The organism is Pseudomonas aphyarum (assembly GCF_028657055.1).
GTDB classification, from domain to species: Bacteria; Pseudomonadota; Gammaproteobacteria; order Pseudomonadales; family Pseudomonadaceae; genus Aquipseudomonas; species Aquipseudomonas aphyarum.
This window is the reverse complement of record NZ_JAMDGS010000014.1, coordinates 176,994-193,177: the sequence shown is the minus strand read 5'-3', so window position 1 is coordinate 193,177 and position 16,184 is coordinate 176,994. Positions and strand designations below refer to the sequence as shown.

16 protein-coding genes are annotated in these 16,184 nt (G+C 62.0%); 6 read left to right on the top strand and 10 right to left on the bottom strand.

The window, feature by feature from the left end; translation table 11 throughout:
• Positions 1-101: 101 nt before the first annotated feature.
• Both M5G18_RS21690 and M5G18_RS21685 read right to left on the bottom strand, forming a co-directional pair.
• Positions 102-767 (bottom strand): fumarylacetoacetate hydrolase family protein, encoded by a 666-nt coding sequence (locus M5G18_RS21690; protein ID WP_273896146.1) that lies wholly within the window; start codon positions 765-767, stop codon positions 102-104.
• Positions 768-807: 40 nt separating this feature from the next.
• The gene (locus M5G18_RS21685) at positions 808-2,202 is read right to left on the bottom strand and encodes an FAD-binding oxidoreductase (RefSeq protein WP_085702378.1); all 1,395 of its coding nucleotides are present in this window, start codon (positions 2,200-2,202) and stop codon (positions 808-810) included.
• Between the two features lie 206 nt (positions 2,203-2,408).
• Here M5G18_RS21685 and serA point away from each other — a divergent pair, with 206 nt between their 5' ends.
• Positions 2,409-3,638, top strand: coding sequence for a phosphoglycerate dehydrogenase (serA, locus tag M5G18_RS21680; protein ID WP_007953487.1), 1,230 nt, complete (start codon positions 2,409-2,411; stop codon positions 3,636-3,638).
• Positions 3,639-3,699: 61 nt separating this feature from the next.
• On the opposite strand, the gene M5G18_RS21675 is transcribed toward serA, so the two are convergent.
• A complete protein-coding gene (locus M5G18_RS21675) occupies positions 3,700-4,125 on the bottom strand; it encodes a DUF4399 domain-containing protein (RefSeq protein WP_007953489.1) in 426 nt (141 codons plus the stop codon).
• Positions 4,126-4,257: 132 nt separating this feature from the next.
• On the opposite strand from M5G18_RS21675, the gene M5G18_RS21670 reads away from it, so the two are divergent.
• Positions 4,258-4,821, top strand: a complete 564-nt coding sequence (locus tag M5G18_RS21670; protein ID WP_273896141.1) for a transporter substrate-binding domain-containing protein — start codon at positions 4,258-4,260, stop codon at positions 4,819-4,821.
• Between the two features lie 194 nt (positions 4,822-5,015).
• On the opposite strand, the gene M5G18_RS21665 is transcribed toward M5G18_RS21670, so the two are convergent.
• Both M5G18_RS21665 and M5G18_RS21660 read right to left on the bottom strand, forming a co-directional pair.
• Entirely contained in the window at positions 5,016-5,501 is a 486-nt protein-coding gene (locus M5G18_RS21665) for a 2-thiouracil desulfurase family protein (RefSeq protein WP_273896139.1), read from the bottom strand.
• 1 nt (position 5,502) lies between these two features.
• Positions 5,503-6,135, bottom strand: coding sequence for a 2OG-Fe(II) oxygenase (locus M5G18_RS21660; RefSeq protein WP_273896138.1), 633 nt, complete (start codon positions 6,133-6,135; stop codon positions 5,503-5,505).
• Positions 6,136-6,243: 108 nt separating this feature from the next.
• On the opposite strand from M5G18_RS21660, the gene M5G18_RS21655 reads away from it, so the two are divergent.
• On the top strand, positions 6,244-6,996 hold the full coding sequence (locus M5G18_RS21655; RefSeq protein WP_039765403.1) for a DUF2059 domain-containing protein: 753 nt from the start codon (positions 6,244-6,246) through the stop codon (positions 6,994-6,996).
• Between the two features lies 1 nt (position 6,997).
• Here M5G18_RS21655 and bipL read toward each other — a convergent pair whose 3' ends face one another.
• Positions 6,998-7,948, bottom strand: a complete 951-nt coding sequence (gene bipL / locus M5G18_RS21650; RefSeq protein ID WP_273896135.1) for a phospholipase BipL — start codon at positions 7,946-7,948, stop codon at positions 6,998-7,000.
• Positions 7,949-8,045: 97 nt separating this feature from the next.
• Here bipL and M5G18_RS21645 point away from each other — a divergent pair, with 97 nt between their 5' ends.
• The gene (locus M5G18_RS21645) at positions 8,046-8,624 is read left to right on the top strand and encodes a DUF6436 domain-containing protein (protein ID WP_273896133.1); all 579 of its coding nucleotides are present in this window, start codon (positions 8,046-8,048) and stop codon (positions 8,622-8,624) included.
• 103 nt (positions 8,625-8,727) lie between these two features.
• Positions 8,728-11,139: a penicillin acylase family protein gene (locus M5G18_RS21640; RefSeq protein ID WP_273896131.1), complete on the top strand. Its 2,412-nt coding sequence runs from the start codon at positions 8,728-8,730 to the stop codon at positions 11,137-11,139.
• Between the two features lie 241 nt (positions 11,140-11,380).
• Here M5G18_RS21640 and M5G18_RS21635 read toward each other — a convergent pair whose 3' ends face one another.
• Positions 11,381-12,346, bottom strand: a complete 966-nt coding sequence (locus M5G18_RS21635; RefSeq protein WP_273896129.1) for a GlxA family transcriptional regulator — start codon at positions 12,344-12,346, stop codon at positions 11,381-11,383.
• A 190-nt stretch (positions 12,347-12,536) separates the two neighbouring features.
• Here M5G18_RS21635 and M5G18_RS21630 point away from each other — a divergent pair, with 190 nt between their 5' ends.
• The gene (locus M5G18_RS21630) at positions 12,537-13,178 is read left to right on the top strand and encodes an HD domain-containing protein (RefSeq protein ID WP_273896128.1); all 642 of its coding nucleotides are present in this window, start codon (positions 12,537-12,539) and stop codon (positions 13,176-13,178) included.
• Positions 13,179-13,236: 58 nt separating this feature from the next.
• Here M5G18_RS21630 and M5G18_RS21625 read toward each other — a convergent pair whose 3' ends face one another.
• The 3 genes from M5G18_RS21625 to M5G18_RS21615 are packed head-to-tail and all read right to left on the bottom strand — an operon-like array spanning position 13,237 to position 16,183.
• Positions 13,237-14,127, bottom strand: a complete 891-nt coding sequence (locus M5G18_RS21625; protein WP_230734097.1) for an ABC transporter permease subunit — start codon at positions 14,125-14,127, stop codon at positions 13,237-13,239.
• Positions 14,124-15,005 carry an ABC transporter permease subunit gene (locus tag M5G18_RS21620; RefSeq protein WP_238553816.1) on the bottom strand — a complete coding sequence of 294 codons (882 nt, stop codon included), beginning with the start codon at positions 15,003-15,005 and terminating at the stop codon, positions 14,124-14,126. Before M5G18_RS21620 ends, M5G18_RS21625 begins: the two co-directional genes overlap by 4 nt.
• A gap of 35 nt (positions 15,006-15,040) precedes the next feature.
• Entirely contained in the window at positions 15,041-16,183 is a 1,143-nt protein-coding gene (locus tag M5G18_RS21615) for an ABC transporter ATP-binding protein (protein WP_007953506.1), read from the bottom strand.
• Position 16,184 lies beyond the last annotated feature (1 nt).

Genomic DNA, 16,184 nt, shown 5'->3' with positions numbered 1-16,184 from the left:
TGCGTCTTTGCAGGCCGCATCACAAAACCAAAACGGGAGATTGCAGGCTTGAGGGCTGAGCTCAAACCTGCAATCTCCCGCTTGGCAACGCGACGTACGGATCAGCGAACGCTGCTGGTGAAGCGACTGGCGCCCGGCAGTTCCAGCACGATCTCATCACCAACGTTCAGCGGACCGACGCCCACCGGCGTGCCGGTCAGGATCACGTCACCGGCCTGCAGCGAGAAGCAGCCGGCCATGTGCTGGATCATCGGCACGATCGGGTTGAGCATCGCGCTGCTGTTGCCGTCCTGGCGCACTTCGCCGTTGATGGTCAGGCGGATACCGATGTCGGTCAGGTCGGCGAAAGTGCTGCCGGCCACGAACGGGGCAATCACCGCCGCGCCGTCGAACGACTTGGCGATTTCCCACGGCAGGCCCTTGGACTTGAGCTCGGCCTGCTTGTCGCGCAGGGTCAGGTCCAGCGCCGGGGCGAAACCGGAAATCGCGTCCAGCACTTCTTCACGGCTCGGTTTGGTCGACAGCGGTTTGCCGATCAACACGGCGATTTCCGCCTCGTAATGCACCGAGCCACGCTCGGTCGGAATGCTGAAACCGCCTTCCAGCGGCACCACACAACTGCCCGGCTTGATGAACAGCAACGGCTCGGTAGGGACCGGGTTGTCCAGCTCCTTGGCGTGTTCGGCGTAGTTACGGCCGATGCACACCACTTTCCCCAGCGGAAAATGAATCCGCGTACCGTCGACATACTGGTGCTGATAGCTCATTACCGACTCCTGCCTTCATTGATTCATCAGGGATTGCCAATCAAACCGCGAAGATCTTGCCCGGGTTCATGATGCCGTTCGGGTCGAACACCGCCTTGACCGCTTTCATGTATTCGATTTCCACCGGCGAGCGGCTGTAGGTCAAGTAGTCGCGCTTGGTCATGCCCACGCCGTGTTCGGCGGAAATCGAACCGTTGTACTTCTCGACGGTTTCGAACACCCACTTGTTGACGGTGGCGCACTTGGCGAAAAACTCGTCCTTGCTCAGGTTGTCCGGCTTGAGGATGTTCAGGTGCAGGTTGCCGTCGCCGATGTGGCCGAACCAGACGATTTCGAAATCCGGATAGTGTTCGCCGACGATCGCGTCGATTTCCTGCAAAAACGCCGGGACTTTCGAGACGGTGACCGAGATGTCGTTCTTGTACGGCGTCCAGTGGGAGATGGTTTCGGAGATGTACTCGCGCAGCTTCCACAGGTTCTGCAACTGGGTTTCGCTCTGGCTCATGACACCGTCCAGCACCCAGCCCTGCTCGACGCAATGCTCGAAGGTTTCCAGGGCGGTGTTGGCCACTTCTTCGGTGGTCGCCTCGAATTCCAGCAAGGCATAGAACGGGCAGTCGGTTTCGAACGGCGCCGGGACATCGCCACGGCCCATGACCTTGGCCAGGGCCTTGTCGGAGAAAAACTCGAACGCGGTCAGGTCGAGCCGGCCCTGAAAGGCGTGCAGCACCGGCATGATCGAATCGAAATCGGCGGTGCCGAGGACCATCGCGGTCAGGTTTTTCGGCGAACGATCCAGGCGCATGGTGGCCTCGACCACAAAACCGAGAGTGCCTTCGGCGCCGATGAAGAGCTGCCGCAGGTCATAACCGGTGGCGTTCTTGATCAGGTCCTTGTTCAGTTCCAGCACATCGCCCTTGCCGGTCACCACTTTCATGCCCGCCACCCAGTTGCGGGTCATGCCGTAGCGAATGACCTTGATCCCGCCGGCATTGGTGCCGATGTTGCCGCCAATCTGGCTGGAACCTGCCGAAGCGAAGTCCACCGGGTAGTACAAGTCATGTTCTTCGGCGGCGTTCTGCAATTGCTCGGTGACCACGCCCGGCTGACAGACGGCAGTGCGGTCAGTCAGGTTGATATCCAGAATCTGATTCATGTAGTCGAACGACACAACCACTTCGCCATTGGCGGCCACGGCCGCGGCGGAAAGACCGGTGCGCCCGCCCGACGGCACCAGCGCCACTTTATGTTCGTTGGCCCAGCGGACGACGGCCTGCACCTGCTCGATGGTCTTGGGGAACACGATGGCGCTGGGCGCCGGGGCGAAGTGCTTGGTCCAGTCCTTGCCGTAAGCGTTCAGGGAGTCGGCATCGGTCAGGACTTTGCCAGGCTCGACCAGGGTCTTCAGTTCATCAATCAGGGCAGGATTGGTCATCGACGGAACTCTCGAACAATTCATGGTCATCCTGAGAACGCTTCACGTCGCAGGAATGAGTGTTTAGCGGGGTGGCTATGCTAGCATACCGACCCCGCAGGCCAGTGCCCAAGGCCGGTTCTGCGGTGACGGCTTTCTTGCCGTGCGGGTCAGCTCCAGGCTGCTCCCCTCCCTGCCATTTTTCTCCGGGATACAGGTTTACGCAGATGAGCAAGACTTCTCTCGATAAGAGCAAGATCAAGTTCCTTCTTCTCGAAGGCGTCCACCAATCGGCTGTCGACGTCCTCAAGGCGGCGGGCTACACCAGCATCGAATACCTGACAGGCTCCCTGCCGGAAGCCCAGCTCAAGGAAAAGATCGCTGACGCTCACTTCATCGGCATTCGTTCGCGCACCCAGCTGACCGAAGAGATCTTCGATCACGCGAAGAAGCTGGTCGCGGTCGGCTGTTTCTGCATCGGCACCAACCAGGTTGATCTGGAAGCGGCCCGCGAGCGCGGCATCGCCGTGTTCAACGCGCCGTACTCCAACACCCGCTCCGTGGCCGAGCTGGTGCTGGCCGAAGCGATCCTGCTGCTGCGCGGCATCCCTGAGAAAAACGCTTCCTGCCACCGTGGCGGCTGGATCAAGTCCGCAGCCAACTCCTTCGAGATCCGTGGCAAGAAACTGGGCATCGTCGGCTACGGCTCGATCGGTACTCAGCTGTCGGTCCTGGCTGAAGGCCTGGGCATGCAGGTGTTCTTCTACGACACCGTGACCAAGCTGCCACTGGGCAACGCGACCCAGGTCGGCAACCTGCACGAGCTGCTGGGCATGTCCGACATCGTCACCCTGCACGTTCCGGAAACCGCTGCGACCCAGTGGATGATCGGCGAGAAGGAAATCCGCGCCATCAAGAAGGGCGGCATCCTGATCAACGCTGCACGCGGCACCGTGGTCGAGCTGGATCACCTGGCCGCTGCGATCAAGGACAAGCACCTGATCGGCGCCGCCATCGACGTGTTTCCGGTCGAGCCGCGCTCCAACGACGAAGAGTTCGAAAGCCCGCTGCGTGGCCTGGACAACGTGATCCTGACCCCGCACATCGGCGGTTCCACCGCTGAAGCACAGGCCAACATCGGTCTGGAAGTGGCAGAAAAACTGGTCAAGTACAGCGACAACGGTACTTCGGTATCGTCCGTGAACTTCCCGGAAGTGGCCCTGCCGGCTCACCCTGGCAAGCACCGCCTGCTGCACATCCACGAAAACATCCCGGGTGTGATGAGCGAGATCAACAAGGTCTTCGCCGAAAACGGCATCAACATCTCCGGTCAGTTCCTGCAGACCAACGAGAAGGTCGGCTACGTGGTGATCGACGTCGACGCCGAGTACTCGGAGCTGGCGCAGGAGAAGCTGCAACACGTCAACGGCACCATCCGTAGCCGCGTGCTGTTCTGATCAAGCGTTGAGCGACAAAAAAGGGAGCCTTCGGGCTCCCTTTTTCATGCACGCGAAAACGTCATTCGACGTTGACGGTGATCTTCTTCGACACGATCGGCGGATCGAAGGCCATGTGGCCGCTGTCACCCAGCTCCAGTTGCAGGGTGTGTTTGCCCGGCGCGAGCTTGATGTCGGCCTGTGTCTGCGCCTTGCCGAAGTGCATGTGGTTGGCGTCGGTCGGCACCACGGAACCGGCCGGAACGATTTCCTTGGCATCGATCAGCAGATGGTGATGGCCGGTGTTCTTGGTGACGTCACCGGCCGGTGCCAGCGCGATGTCCTTTACACCGAATTTGACCGTGAAGGTCTGCGGAACCGTGGCTCCGTCCTCGGGAGAAACGATGAACACTTCGGCGCCCTTCGGTGCCGGTGTGGCCGCACTGGCCAGTACCGAAACACCCATCAGCACACCGGCCAACGCTGCACGTGACATAAAGCTTTTCATTTTCTTCTCCAGTTTTTCCGTAAAATCCGCACGGTCATGACAACTTCATGACCATTCGTTGTCGAAGGCACTCGACAACCATAGCAAAGCGAGCCTGGAAAACAGGCCGATATCGATTTCAAAGGAGTGACCATGCGTTTTCTGCCTGGCCTGATCTGCCTGCTTCCCCTTCTGAGCCCTCTGGCTCACGCCGAACTGATTGATGACGTCAACGACCGTGGCGAGTTGCGCATAGCCCTTGAGGCTAATACACCGCCCTTCAATTTCAAGGACGGCGACACGCTCACGGGGTTCGAGGTCGAGCTTGGGCAACTGCTGGCCAACGAACTGGATGTGCGCGCCGACTTCATCGTCACCGACGAAGCCGATCTGCTCCAGGGCGTTGAAAGCGGCAAGTACGACGTCGCGCTCAACCACATAGCACTGACACCCGAGCTCAAGGATCGTTTCGACGTCAGCGAGCCTTACACGCAGGTCAATGCGCAATTGCTGGCGAAAAAGGACGAACAGCCTCGGCCACTGGTGCTGGTGCAGGCACTGACGGAAGAGAAACCGAAGGTCGGGCCGCCGGTGGATCTGGCGATTCCGTTTCAGAAGGGTAACCCGGCGTTTCACGCGAGTCTGGAGAATGCCTTGCAGCGGATCAGGGCGGATGGGCGGCTGGAGGCGTTGTCGAAGAAGTGGTTGAAACCTTGAAAGCCCCCTCACCCTAACCCTCTCCCGGAGGGAGAGGGGACTGACCGAGGTGTCTTTTGCTATACGCCGACCTGAAATAGCGTGGCGATTATGGATTCACTGGCGTTGGTGCATATCGGTAAACCTCGTGAATATCCCCCAATCGGCTCCCTCTCCCTCCGGGAGAGGGCTGGGGTGAGGGTAAAGATTCCGGATCAGTGCAACATTTCCAAAGCCACCGCCGCCTCAGCCAACTCAAGTTCGCTGAAGACCTGCACCCCATGGCGCTTCAGCAAAGCAGCAGTAACCCCCTCGCCACTCACCTTCACCCCACTGAACGTCCCGTCATAGGTCAACAGATTCCCGCACGAAGGACTGTTGGCCTTGAGCACCGCCACCCGGATCCCGTGCTGTTGCACCAGCGCCAGCGCCTGCCGCGCGCCATCCAGAAACTGCGCACTGACATCTTCACCCTCGGTAGTGATCACCGAAGCGAGCCCGTCCAGTACTTCGCTGCCCTGCCCGCCCGGAATCTCTGCCGCTGCCCGTGGCGTCGGCAAACCACCGGCGACTTCCGGACACAGCGGCACTACGCGCCCTTCGGCAATCCACTGCTCCAGCAGATCGAACGGCCCGCTGGCCCCACCGTCATAACGCACGCGGTGACCCAACAGGCAGCGACTGACCAGAATCCTGTGCATATCAGAACGGCTCGTTGCCACGGCGGCGGAACCAGCCTGTCAGCGACAGCCGCTCGCGGCTGGCTGGCAACACTTCATGAGGGACTTCGCCGGAGAGAAACACCACCAGACAACCGCCCGTAGGCTGTACGTCATGAACGCGGTCATTCTCCAGGTACATGCGCAGTTGCCCGCCATCCTCCGGCAGCCAGCCGTCATTGAGGTAGATCACCGCCGAGACCATGCGCCGGTCATCGTCGCGGAAACGGTCGACATGCTTGCGATAGAACGCACCCGGCGGGTACAGGGCGAAGTGGCACTCGAAGTCTTCCAGGCCCAGAAACAACCCGCGATTGAGCGCTTCACGCAGGCTGTCCATCAGGTTCAGGTAGCGGTCGCTGGCCTCGGCCTGACCGGGGTCGATCCACTGGATATGGTCGCCACGAATCCCCTCGCGGATCTCCGAAAACGGGCCACGTCCGACCCCCGCCGGCGCCAGTTCACCTTCGGCGTCACGTTTGCGGCACTCGGCCGCCAGTGCGCGGGTCAAATACTCAGGCAGGAAAATGTTCTGCTGCGACCAGCCGCGCTCGGCCAGGTCGTCGACGATACGTAACAGCAGCGGGTGATCAGAGGATATTTGCATGGCGCGCATAGTATGCCTGCGGCAAGAAATCCGACAGAGCCACGCGGCGGCTTGATACGAATTCTCGACAAGTACTGGCACCGCACGGAGAATAGTCGGCTGCCGACAGGAGTCCTTATGCGCCGTTTGCTTTTTTCACTGTTGATGTTCTGCGTTTTGCCCGCCTGGGCGGACGGCCACGACCAGTTGTACAAGGTCGCCGGCTGGCCAGAACAACGCGCGCATTTCAACGACGCCCTGAGTGCCGCGCAGCAGCGCTACCAGAACAGCCTGCCGCCGGCGGTGTTTCAGGCGCTGGTGAACAACAGCAATCAGCGCTTCGCCCCTCAGGCCGTGGATCAACGCGCCGAAGCACAGCTGCGCAAGAACCTCGCCGATCCGAAACCGGCCCTGTCGTTCTTTCAGTCTCCGTTGGGCAAGAAGATCGTCGCCGCTGAACTGCTGGCGACCCGCCGCGATCAACTGGCGAAGAACGCCAAGGGCCTGCCGAAGATGCCGGCCAGCGACAGCCGCCTGCTGATCATCGGCCACCTCGCCCAGGCCCTGCCCGCCCGTGAAGCCGGTGCCGAAGTCAGCCTTGCGATTGCCGGCGTGGCGGCGGACAGCCTGAGTTCGATGATTCCCGGCCTGCTCGGCGGCGGTCAGGCCCAGGGCATGCTGAACGGTCAACGCCAGCGCCTGATGGATCAGATCGGTGCCGACCTGAACAACACGCTGCTGTATGTCTATCGCGACCTGTCGGATGAAGAGCTGGAAGAGTTCGCGACCTTTGCCGAATCCACCGAAGGCAAGGCCTACTATCAAGCTGCGCTGGCCGCGATCCGCGCCGGGCTGGCCGTCGGCCAGAGCACCTCGAACCTCAGCCAGTGATCTAGGGGTTGCGGCCCTTGATCCGCTTGCTCAAGAACTCGAAATACTCCTCGCGCATTTCCGCCGTCTCGTTGGCCAGGTGATGCCGCGCCTCGGCCAGCAACAGAATCTGCGGCCGGTCGAACTTCCATTTCATCACCTGCAGGTTGTGCTGCCAGTCCACGGTCATGTCCGCCTGGCCCTGGACGATCAGTGGCCGGCGCGGACTTTTCTTTGCGTATTCCACCCGGTTGATCCAGCGTGACAACGCCCCGACCCATGCGGTCGGCAAGCGTTTTGGCTGCAGCGGATCAGCCTGCAGGAACGGCAGGAAATCCGGATCGTTGGAGTTCTCGCTGAAACGCCGGGCGATGCCCCTGACAAAGGGCCGCAGCAGGTAATAACTGAACTGCGACCAGCCCCAGGCACGCGGACGCACCAGTGGCGCCAGCAGAATCAACTGCCCCTGCGCCGGGCTGTTTTCACCATGATTGAGCACGTGATCGACAATGATCGCGCCGCCGGTACTTTGCCCGCACAGGTGCCACGGCTGCGGCAGGGCAATCGAGCGCGCCTCGGCGAACAGGCCTTGCAGTGCATCCTGATACTCGGAGAAATCGCGGATGCTCGCCCGCTCGCCGCTGGACAAGCCATGCCCCGGCAGATCGCAGGCAATCACCGCGAAGCCCTGATCCAGCGCCCACTCGATCACATGCCGGTAAAGACCAGTGTGATCATAAAAACCGTGCAACAGAAACAGCGTGGCCTTGGCTGTTTCCGCCGGCCACCAGCAATGGCTGACCAGTTGATAGCCATTGATGTCGAACCGGCCCATGCCGCGCCAGACATCACGCTCCGGAAAGTCGCTCTTGTAGAACCGCTGATACGCCTTCGCCTCCTCGGACAACGGCTGCCACTCGGCCAGAGGCTTGAGGCTCGCACGCAGGTGATCGGGATCGAAGGCAACAGACATGGGCAATTCCAGAACGGTAAACGGACTTTATCGGCCTGCGATATTCATCTGTCGCGGCAAGCATGGCAAGCTAGCCGGCCTTCGAGGAATCAAAACCATGCGTTCGCCCTACCGCACCGCACTGTTTGCCAGCCTGCTCGCCATCGTGTGTGCCGGCGTGCTGTGGGCCGCGTACGACTGGTTTCAGGGCCGCTACCTGCGGGCTTTCAGCGAACACACCGCGGTATTTTCCGGCGATCCGCTGCGCCTGCCCGACGACCTCGCCGGTCCCGGCAACATCCGTCTGGTGCACTTCTGGGATCCTGCCTGCCCGTGCAACGTCGGCAATCAACAGCACCTGACCGAAATGGTCGAACAGTTCGGCCCCAAGGGCGTGGAGTTCTTCGCCGTGCAGAAGGCCGGCAGCCACGGCCAGTTGCCCGCCACCCTCAGCAATCTCAAAACCATCACGGTGCTGCCCGGCTCCGAACAGATTCCCGCCAGCCCGGCCGTGGCGATCTGGGACCGCAGCGGCAGACTGGCGTACTTCGGCCCGTACAGCGAAGGCCTGACGTGCAACTCCAGCAACAGTTTTATCGAACCGATCCTGCAAGCGTTGAGTGATGATCGTCCGGTCAATGCGACCCATACGCTGGCGGTCGGTTGCTACTGCCCGTGGCCGGCGGAGACGAAGTAAGGCATTCCGGACATTTCAAGGACGGCGATGCGCAGCACACGAGGCGTGTGCTAATTGTTTGCAGCCCGCACGGGCGGCAATCCCGAATGCACAAGGAGTCACCATGAAACGCGTCTTCACCGTTCTTGCCTTGCTCATCGTTGTCCTGCTCGCCGCCGGCGGGTGGTATGTCTACAGCAAGCAACCGACGCGTCAGGGCCAAGTGGAGTTGCGCAACCTGCAAGGCTCGGTGACCGTGCGTTACGACGAGCGCGGCGTGCCGCACATCCGCGCCGAAAACGAGACCGACCTCTACCGCGCCCTCGGCTATGTGCACGCCCAGGACCGCCTATTTCAGATGGAAGCCATGCGCCGCCTGGCCCGGGGCGAGCTGGCCGAAGTGCTCGGGCCGAAACTGCTCGACAACGACAAGCTGTTCCGCAGCCTGCGTATCCGCGAACGCGCCGCCAGTTACGTGGCCAGCCTCGACAAGCAGTCACCGGCGTGGAAGGCCCTGCAAGCCTATCTGGACGGCATCAATCAATATCAGGACTCGCACGCCGCCCCTGTCGAGTTCGACGTGCTGGGCATCCCCAAGCGGCCGTTCACCGCCGAGGACAGCATCAGCGTCGCCGGCTACATGGCCTACAGCTTTGCCGCCGCGTTTCGCACCGAACCGCTGCTGACCTACGTACGCGATCAATTGGGCGCCGACTACCTCAACATCTTCGACCTCGACTGGCAGCCCAAGGGCGTGCTCGCCAAGGGCCACGCCGGCACCGCACCGGCCCTCGCCGCCGAAGACTGGAAAGGCCTGAACGCCCTCGCCCGCCTCAGCGAACAGGCGCTGATCGACAACGGCCTGCCACAGTTCGAAGGCAGCAACGCCTGGGTGATCGCCGGCAGCCACAGCAAGAGCGCCAAGCCCTTGCTGGCGGGCGATCCGCACATTCGTTTTTCGGTGCCGTCGGTGTGGTACGAGGCGCAGTTGTCGGCGCCGGGTTTTGAACTCTACGGTCATCATCAGGCGCTCGTGCCGTTTGCGTTCCTGGGGCACAACCTGGATTTCGGCTGGAGCCTGACCATGTTCCAGAACGATGACCTCGACCTGATCGCCGAGAAGGTCAATCCGGACAACCCGGATCAGGTCTGGTATCGCGGCCAGTGGGCCGACATGGTCAAGACCGAGCAGCAGATCGCGGTGAAAGGCCAGACGCCGGTGACCATCACCCTGCGCCAGTCGCCCCACGGCCCGATCGTCAACGACGCCCTCGGCAGCGCCGCCGGGAAAACCCCGATCGCGATGTGGTGGGCGTTCCTCGAAACGCCGAATCCGATCCTCGAAGGCTTCTACCAGCTCAACCGCGCCGATACCCTGGCCAAGGCCCGCGCCGCTGCCGCGAAGGTGCAGGCACCGGGGCTGAACATCGTCTACGCCAATGCCAAGGGCGATATCGCGTGGTGGGCCTCGGCGCTGTTGCCCAAGCGCCCGGCCGGCGTGAAGCCGGGCTTCATTCTCGACGGCAGCAGCAATCAGGCGGACAAGGAGGGCTACTTCCCGTTCAGCGCCAACCCGCAGGAAGAGAACCCGGCGCGCGGCTATATCGTCTCGGCCAACTTCCAGCCCGTGTCGCCGACCGGCATGGAGATTCCCGGTTACTACAACCTCGCCGACCGTGGTCAACAGCTCAACCGCCAGCTCGCCGACAAGAACGTGAAGTGGGACAACGAGGCCAACCAGAAGCTGCAACTGGGCACCGCCACCGGTTATGGCCCGCGCCTGCTGGCGCCGTTGCTGCCGGTATTGCGTGAAGTGGTGCGTGATCCGGCGCAGCTGAAACTGGTCGAGCAACTGGCCCAGTGGCAAGGCGACTATCCGCTGGATTCGGTCAGCGCGACGGTGTTCAACCAGTTCCTCTATGACCTGGCCGACGCGGCAATGCGCGATGAGCTGGGCAATGATTTCTTCGAAACCCTGCTGTCGACCCGAGTGATCGATGCAGCGCTGCCCCGACTCGCGGCGAATGCCGATTCACCGTGGTGGGACAACCGCAGCACGCCGAACAAGGAGACCCGCGCCGACACCGTACGCGCCGCGTGGCAGGCGAGCATGGCGCACCTGAAGTCGACCCTCGGCGACAACGCTTCCGGCTGGCAGTGGGGCAAGGCGCATACGCTGACCCATGGTCATCCGCTGGGTCAGCAGAAGCCGCTGGATCGCATTTTCAACGTCGGCCCCTTCGCTGCACCGGGCTCCCATGAAGTGCCGAATAACCTCTCGGCGAAGATCGGCCCGGCGCCGTGGCCGGTGACCTACGGGCCGTCGACGCGGCGGTTGGTGGACTTCGCCGATCCGGCTCACAGCCTGACCATCAACCCGGTCGGCCAGAGCGGCGTGCCGTTCGACAGCCACTATGACGATCAGGCGGAAGCGTATGTGGACGGGATGTATGTGCAGGCGCATTTCAGTGAGGAAGAGGTTACGGCGAATACGCGGAGTACGTTGAAACTGTTGCCCAAACGTACAGAGCCTTAAAAGCCGCCCTCACCCCAACCCTCTCCCGGAGGGAGAGGGAGCCGATCGGGGGATATTGGAGAGATACGCCGACCTGAACGAATTCGGCTGAATCCAAAATCGCAGCAACGCATTCGGCGCCAAATCCATAATCGACACCACTCATTCAGGTCGATGTAAGGCGCAAGACACCTCGGTCGGCCCCCTCTCCCCCCGGGAGAGGGCTGGGGTGAGGGGGCAGCGGTCTCAGGTCAACCCCGGCTCAAACCATCGCCGCAAAATTCACCCGAAACTGCTGCGGCGTCACACCCAGCCGCCGGTTGAACACGCTACGCATATGTTGCGCATCACGAAACCCGCACTGATACGCCACCGTCTTCAGCGGCGCCGTGGTGCTTTCGAGCATCACCCGCGCCGCATCCACCCGCGCCCGCTCGACGAACTCCGCCGGGGTGACTTTTGCCTCCCGCGCAAACACCCGAGAGAAATTCCGCGCGCTCATGTTGGCTGCATTCGCAAGGTCGGCGATGGTCAGGTCGCCCGTAAGATTGGCCAGCACATACAACTGCACCATCGCCACCGCCGACGTCGGCTCGGCATGGGGCGTAAGGAACGGGCTGAACTGCGACTGCCCGCCCGAGCGCTGGGTGAACACCACCAGTCGCTTGGCCACGCTCAGCGCCACCTCGGCCCCGTAGTCACGCGCCAGCAGGTACAGCGACAGATCGATCCCCGCCGTCACCCCCGCCGAGGTGTAGAGCTGACCATCCTCGACGTACAACCGATCGGCCTCGACCCGGCTCGACGGGCACAACTGCGCCAGCGCTTCGGCGTCGTTCCAGTGGGTGGTGACCGTACGCCCGTCCAGCAATCCTGCACGGGCGAGCATGAACGCACCGTTGCAGATCGAGCCAAAACGACGCGCCCGCCCGCAGGCCTCACGCAACCACCCATCGAACGCCTCGCCGAAATCCAGAAACGGCAACTGCGGCCCACCCGCCACCAGCAGCAAGTCATAAGCCTCCTGCGCTTCGCTGAAATGCTGGTGAGCACTCAGGGTCAGCCCGTTGGAGCACGCCATTGGCCCGCGCTCGACGCCGATCACGTCGAGCCGGTAATGATCCTCCGGCGCCAGGAAGCGGTTGGCCTCGGCGAACACGTCCATCGGCCCGCTGACGTCCAGCGCCTGCACGCCGGGGAACACCACGATGGCGACGGTTCTGTTCATGGCAATCTCGGCTCCCGAGGAATGGCGGATCAGCGCCAACCCTAGCTAATCCTCGCCGCAGAAGCGAGCTGGCACGATTTGCAGGTGGAATGGCAAGGATCGCAGCCATGGATCGATTGTCCGGTTTTGCCCCCGGGAACAGACTTTCCCCATCAGCGCCGTGACGGCGTTTTCGACGAGGAAGCTCAACATGACCACGACCATCGCCGGTATCCAGATCCCCGGCAGCGCCCTCTCCCGGGCCACCACCGAGTACATCCGCGACATCGAATCCGACCTGCTCTACCACCACTCGCGCCGGGTGTTTCTGTTCGGCGCCTTGAGTGGCGAACGCCAGCAACTGGCTTACGATCCGGAGCTGCTGTACGTCGGCGCGATGTTCCACGACCTGGGCCTGGTCGAAGGTCACCGCAGCGATGACGAGCGCTTCGAAGTCGATGGTGCCAACGCAGCAGCCGCGTTTCTCAAGCCGTACGGCTTGAGCGACGACGACATCGAGCAGGTCTGGCTGTCGATCGCTCTGCACACCACGCCGGGGGTACCGAAGCATCTGCGTCCGACCGTGGCGCTGGTGACCGCAGGCGTCGAGATGGACGTGCTGGGCATGGACTACGCGGCGTTTACCACGGTGCAGCGTGAGGCGGTGGTGCATGCGCATCCACGGGGCGAGGGCTGCAAGGAGTGCATCATCTGCGCGTTCGCCGAGGGCTTGCGTCATCGTCCGCAAACCACGTTCGGCAATGTGAAGACCGATGTGCTGAAGGATCAGGCCCCGGGGTTCAAGCCGATGAACTTCGTCGAAGTGATTCGCCAGTCGCCCTGGGTTTCCTGACCGGCATAAAAAAACCTCGCGGCCGTTTCCGGTCGCGAGGTTTTTTGTGTCCGCAGACTTAAGCCGCTTCCGGCGTCGGCGCACGGCGCACGTCCGGTTGCTTCCACGAATCGGCAGCGCTCTCTTCAATGGCTTGCTGGATCGCCTTGCGGCGAGCTTCTTCGGCACGGCGACTGAAGAACCAGACCAGGAAAGTCACCAGCGACACCGCCAGCAGAATCAGGCTGGCCACGGCGTTGATCTCCGGCTTCACGCCCAGACGCACCGCCGAGAACACTTCCATCGGCAGGGTCGTCGAACCCGGGCCGGAGACGAAGCTCGCCAATACCAGGTCGTCCAGCGACAGCGCGAACGACATCATGCCGCCCGCTGCCAGCGACGGCGCGATCATCGGGATGGTGATCAGGAAGAACACCTTCCACGGCCGCGCACCGAGGTCCATCGCCGCTTCTTCGATCGACAGGTCCAGCTCGCGCAGACGCGCCGACACCACCACCGCCACATACGCCGCACAGAACGTGGTGTGTGCGATCCAGATGGTGACGATGCCCCGCTCCTGCGGCCAGCCGATCATCTGCGCCATGGCCACGAACAGCAGCAACAGCGACAGACCGGTAATCACCTCAGGCATGACCAGCGGCGCGGTGACCAGGCCACCAAACAGCGTGCGGCCCTTGAAGCGGGTGATGCGGGTCAGCACGAAGGCTGCCAGCGTACCCAGCGCCACGGCGGCAATCGCGGTGTAGCAGGCGATTTCCAGCGAGCGCACCACCGAACCCATCAGTTGCGAGTTGTCGAGCAGGCCGACGTACCACTTCACCGACCAGCCCCCCCACACCGTTACCAGTTTGGAGGCGTTGAACGAGTAGATCACCAGGATCAACATCGGCAGGTAGATGAACAACAGGCCGAGCACCAGCATCAGGCTGGAGAAACGGAAGCGCTTCATTCTTTACCCTCCATTTCCTTGGCCTGACTGCGGTTGAACAGGATGATCGGCACGATCAGGATCGCCAGCATCACCACCGCCAGGGCGGACGCCACCGGCCAGTCACGGTTGTTGAAGAACTCTTGCCAGAGCACTTTACCGATCATCAGGGTTTCCGGACCGCCAAGCAGTTCCGGGATCACGAACTCGCCCACCACCGGGATGAACACCAGCATGCAGCCGGCGATGATGCCGTTCTTGGACAGCGGTACAGTGATTTTCCAGAAGCTGTTGAAGGTGCTCGAACCCAGGTCGGAAGCGGCCTCCAGCAGGCTGGTGTCGTGTTTCACCAGGTTGGCGTACAGCGGCAGGATCATGAACGGCAGGTACGAATAGACGACGCCGATGTACACCGCGAGGTTGGTGTTGAGGATCTGCAGCGGCTCGTCGATCAGGCCCATGCTCATCAGGAAACCGTTGAGCAGGCCGTTGTTGCTGAGGATGCCCATCCACGCATAGACGCGGATCAGGATCGCGGTCCAGGTCGGCATCATGATCAGCAGCACCAGCACCGTCTGCATCTCTTTGCGGGCGCTGGCGATGGCGTAGGCCATCGGGTAACCGATCAACAGGCACAGCAGCGTGCTGAAAAACGCCATCTTCAGCGAGCCGAGGTAGGCGGCGATGTACAACTCGTCGTCGCCGAGCATCGCGTAGTTGCCCAGGTTCAGCAGCAGTTGCAGCTTCTGCTCGGCGTAGGTGTAGATCTCGGTGTACGGCGGGATGGCCACGTCCGCTTCGGCGAAGCTGATCTTCAGGACGATGAAGAACGGCAGCATGAAGAACAGGAACAGCCAGATGAACGGAACCCCGATGACCAGCTGACGGCCACCGGGAATTATTCGATTGAGCCGGCGTTTGAATTTGCGCATGTTCATGAGCGAAGTACCACGCCGCTGTCGTCTTCCCACCACACGTAGACCTGATCGCCCCAGGTCGGACGTGCGCCACGGCGCTCGGCGTTGGCCACGAACGACTGCACCAGCTTGCCGCTCGGCAATTCGACGTAGAACACCGAGTGACCGCCGAGGTAGGCGATGTCATGCACCTTGCCGCTCGACCAGTTGTATTCGCAGGTCGGCTGGTCGGCGGTGACCAGCAGTTTTTCCGGACGGATCGCGTAGGTCACGGACTTGTCCTGCACCGAGGTGCTGATGCCGTGGCCGACGTAGATCTGCCGGTCGAGGTCCTTGCAGGTGATGGTCGCGTGGCCTTCGGCGTCGTCGATCACTTCGCCTTCGAAGATGTTCACGTTACCGATGAATTCGCAGACCAGACGGCTGGTCGGGGTTTCGTAGATGTCGATCGGGCTGCCGATCTGGGCGATCCAGCCCAGGTGCATGATCGCGATGCGCTCGGCCATGGTCATGGCCTCTTCCTGGTCGTGGGTCACCATCACGCAGGTCACACCCACGCGCTCGATGATTTCCACCAGTTCCAGCTGCATCTGCGAACGCAGTTTCTTGTCCAGTGCGCCCATCGGCTCGTCGAGCAGCAGCAGTTTCGGCCGCTTGGCCAGCGAACGCGCCAGTGCCACACGCTGACGCTGGCCGCCGGACAGTTGATGCGGCTTGCGCTTGGCGTACTGGCTCATCTGCACCAGCTTGAGCATCTCGGCCACGCGGGCGTCGATCTCGGCCTTGGGAATCTTGTCCTGTTGCAGGCCGAACGCGATGTTCTGCGCCACGGTCATGTGCGGGAACAGGGCGTAGGACTGGAACATCATGTTGATCGGTCGCTCGTACGGCGGCATGTCGGTGATGTCGACGCCGTCGAGGAAAATGCGCCCCTCCGTGGGCCGTTCGAACCCTGCCAGCATCCGCAGCAGAGTGGATTTGCCCGATCCCGAACCGCCGAGCAGGGCGAAGATCTCACCCTTCTTGATTTCCAGGGACACATCGTCCACGGCAACCGTCTCGTCGAACTTCTTCGTGACCCGGTCGATTTTGACCAGCACCTGTTTCGGTGTCTGGTCGCCCTCGAGGGCTTTCTTATAGGCGCCGGAGGCAACTGCCATT

What these genes read in the sequence shown, in the direction of transcription:
- M5G18_RS21690 (WP_273896146.1), bottom strand. Translation starts at nt 767, where the DNA reads ATGAGCTATCAGCACCAGTATGTCGACGGTACGCGGATTCATTTTCCG.
- M5G18_RS21660 (WP_273896138.1), bottom strand. Translation starts at nt 6,135, where the DNA reads ATGCGCGCCATGCAAATATCCTCTGATCACCCGCTGCTGTTACGTATC.
- M5G18_RS21635 (WP_273896129.1), bottom strand. Translation starts at nt 12,346, where the DNA reads ATGAACAGAACCGTCGCCATCGTGGTGTTCCCCGGCGTGCAGGCGCTG.
- bipL (WP_273896135.1), bottom strand. Translation starts at nt 7,948, where the DNA reads ATGTCTGTTGCCTTCGATCCCGATCACCTGCGTGCGAGCCTCAAGCCT.
- M5G18_RS21665 (WP_273896139.1), bottom strand. Translation starts at nt 5,501, where the DNA reads ATGCACAGGATTCTGGTCAGTCGCTGCCTGTTGGGTCACCGCGTGCGT.
- M5G18_RS21675 (WP_007953489.1), bottom strand. Translation starts at nt 4,125, where the DNA reads ATGAAAAGCTTTATGTCACGTGCAGCGTTGGCCGGTGTGCTGATGGGT.
- M5G18_RS21615 (WP_007953506.1), bottom strand. Translation starts at nt 16,183, where the DNA reads ATGGCAGTTGCCTCCGGCGCCTATAAGAAAGCCCTCGAGGGCGACCAG.
- M5G18_RS21630 (WP_273896128.1), top strand. Translation starts at nt 12,537, where the DNA reads ATGACCACGACCATCGCCGGTATCCAGATCCCCGGCAGCGCCCTCTCC.
- serA (WP_007953487.1), top strand. Translation starts at nt 2,409, where the DNA reads ATGAGCAAGACTTCTCTCGATAAGAGCAAGATCAAGTTCCTTCTTCTC.
- M5G18_RS21625 (WP_230734097.1), bottom strand. Translation starts at nt 14,127, where the DNA reads ATGAAGCGCTTCCGTTTCTCCAGCCTGATGCTGGTGCTCGGCCTGTTG.
- M5G18_RS21640 (WP_273896131.1), top strand. Translation starts at nt 8,728, where the DNA reads ATGAAACGCGTCTTCACCGTTCTTGCCTTGCTCATCGTTGTCCTGCTC.
- M5G18_RS21670 (WP_273896141.1), top strand. Translation starts at nt 4,258, where the DNA reads ATGCGTTTTCTGCCTGGCCTGATCTGCCTGCTTCCCCTTCTGAGCCCT.
- M5G18_RS21685 (WP_085702378.1), bottom strand. Translation starts at nt 2,202, where the DNA reads ATGACCAATCCTGCCCTGATTGATGAACTGAAGACCCTGGTCGAGCCT.
- M5G18_RS21645 (WP_273896133.1), top strand. Translation starts at nt 8,046, where the DNA reads ATGCGTTCGCCCTACCGCACCGCACTGTTTGCCAGCCTGCTCGCCATC.
- M5G18_RS21655 (WP_039765403.1), top strand. Translation starts at nt 6,244, where the DNA reads ATGCGCCGTTTGCTTTTTTCACTGTTGATGTTCTGCGTTTTGCCCGCC.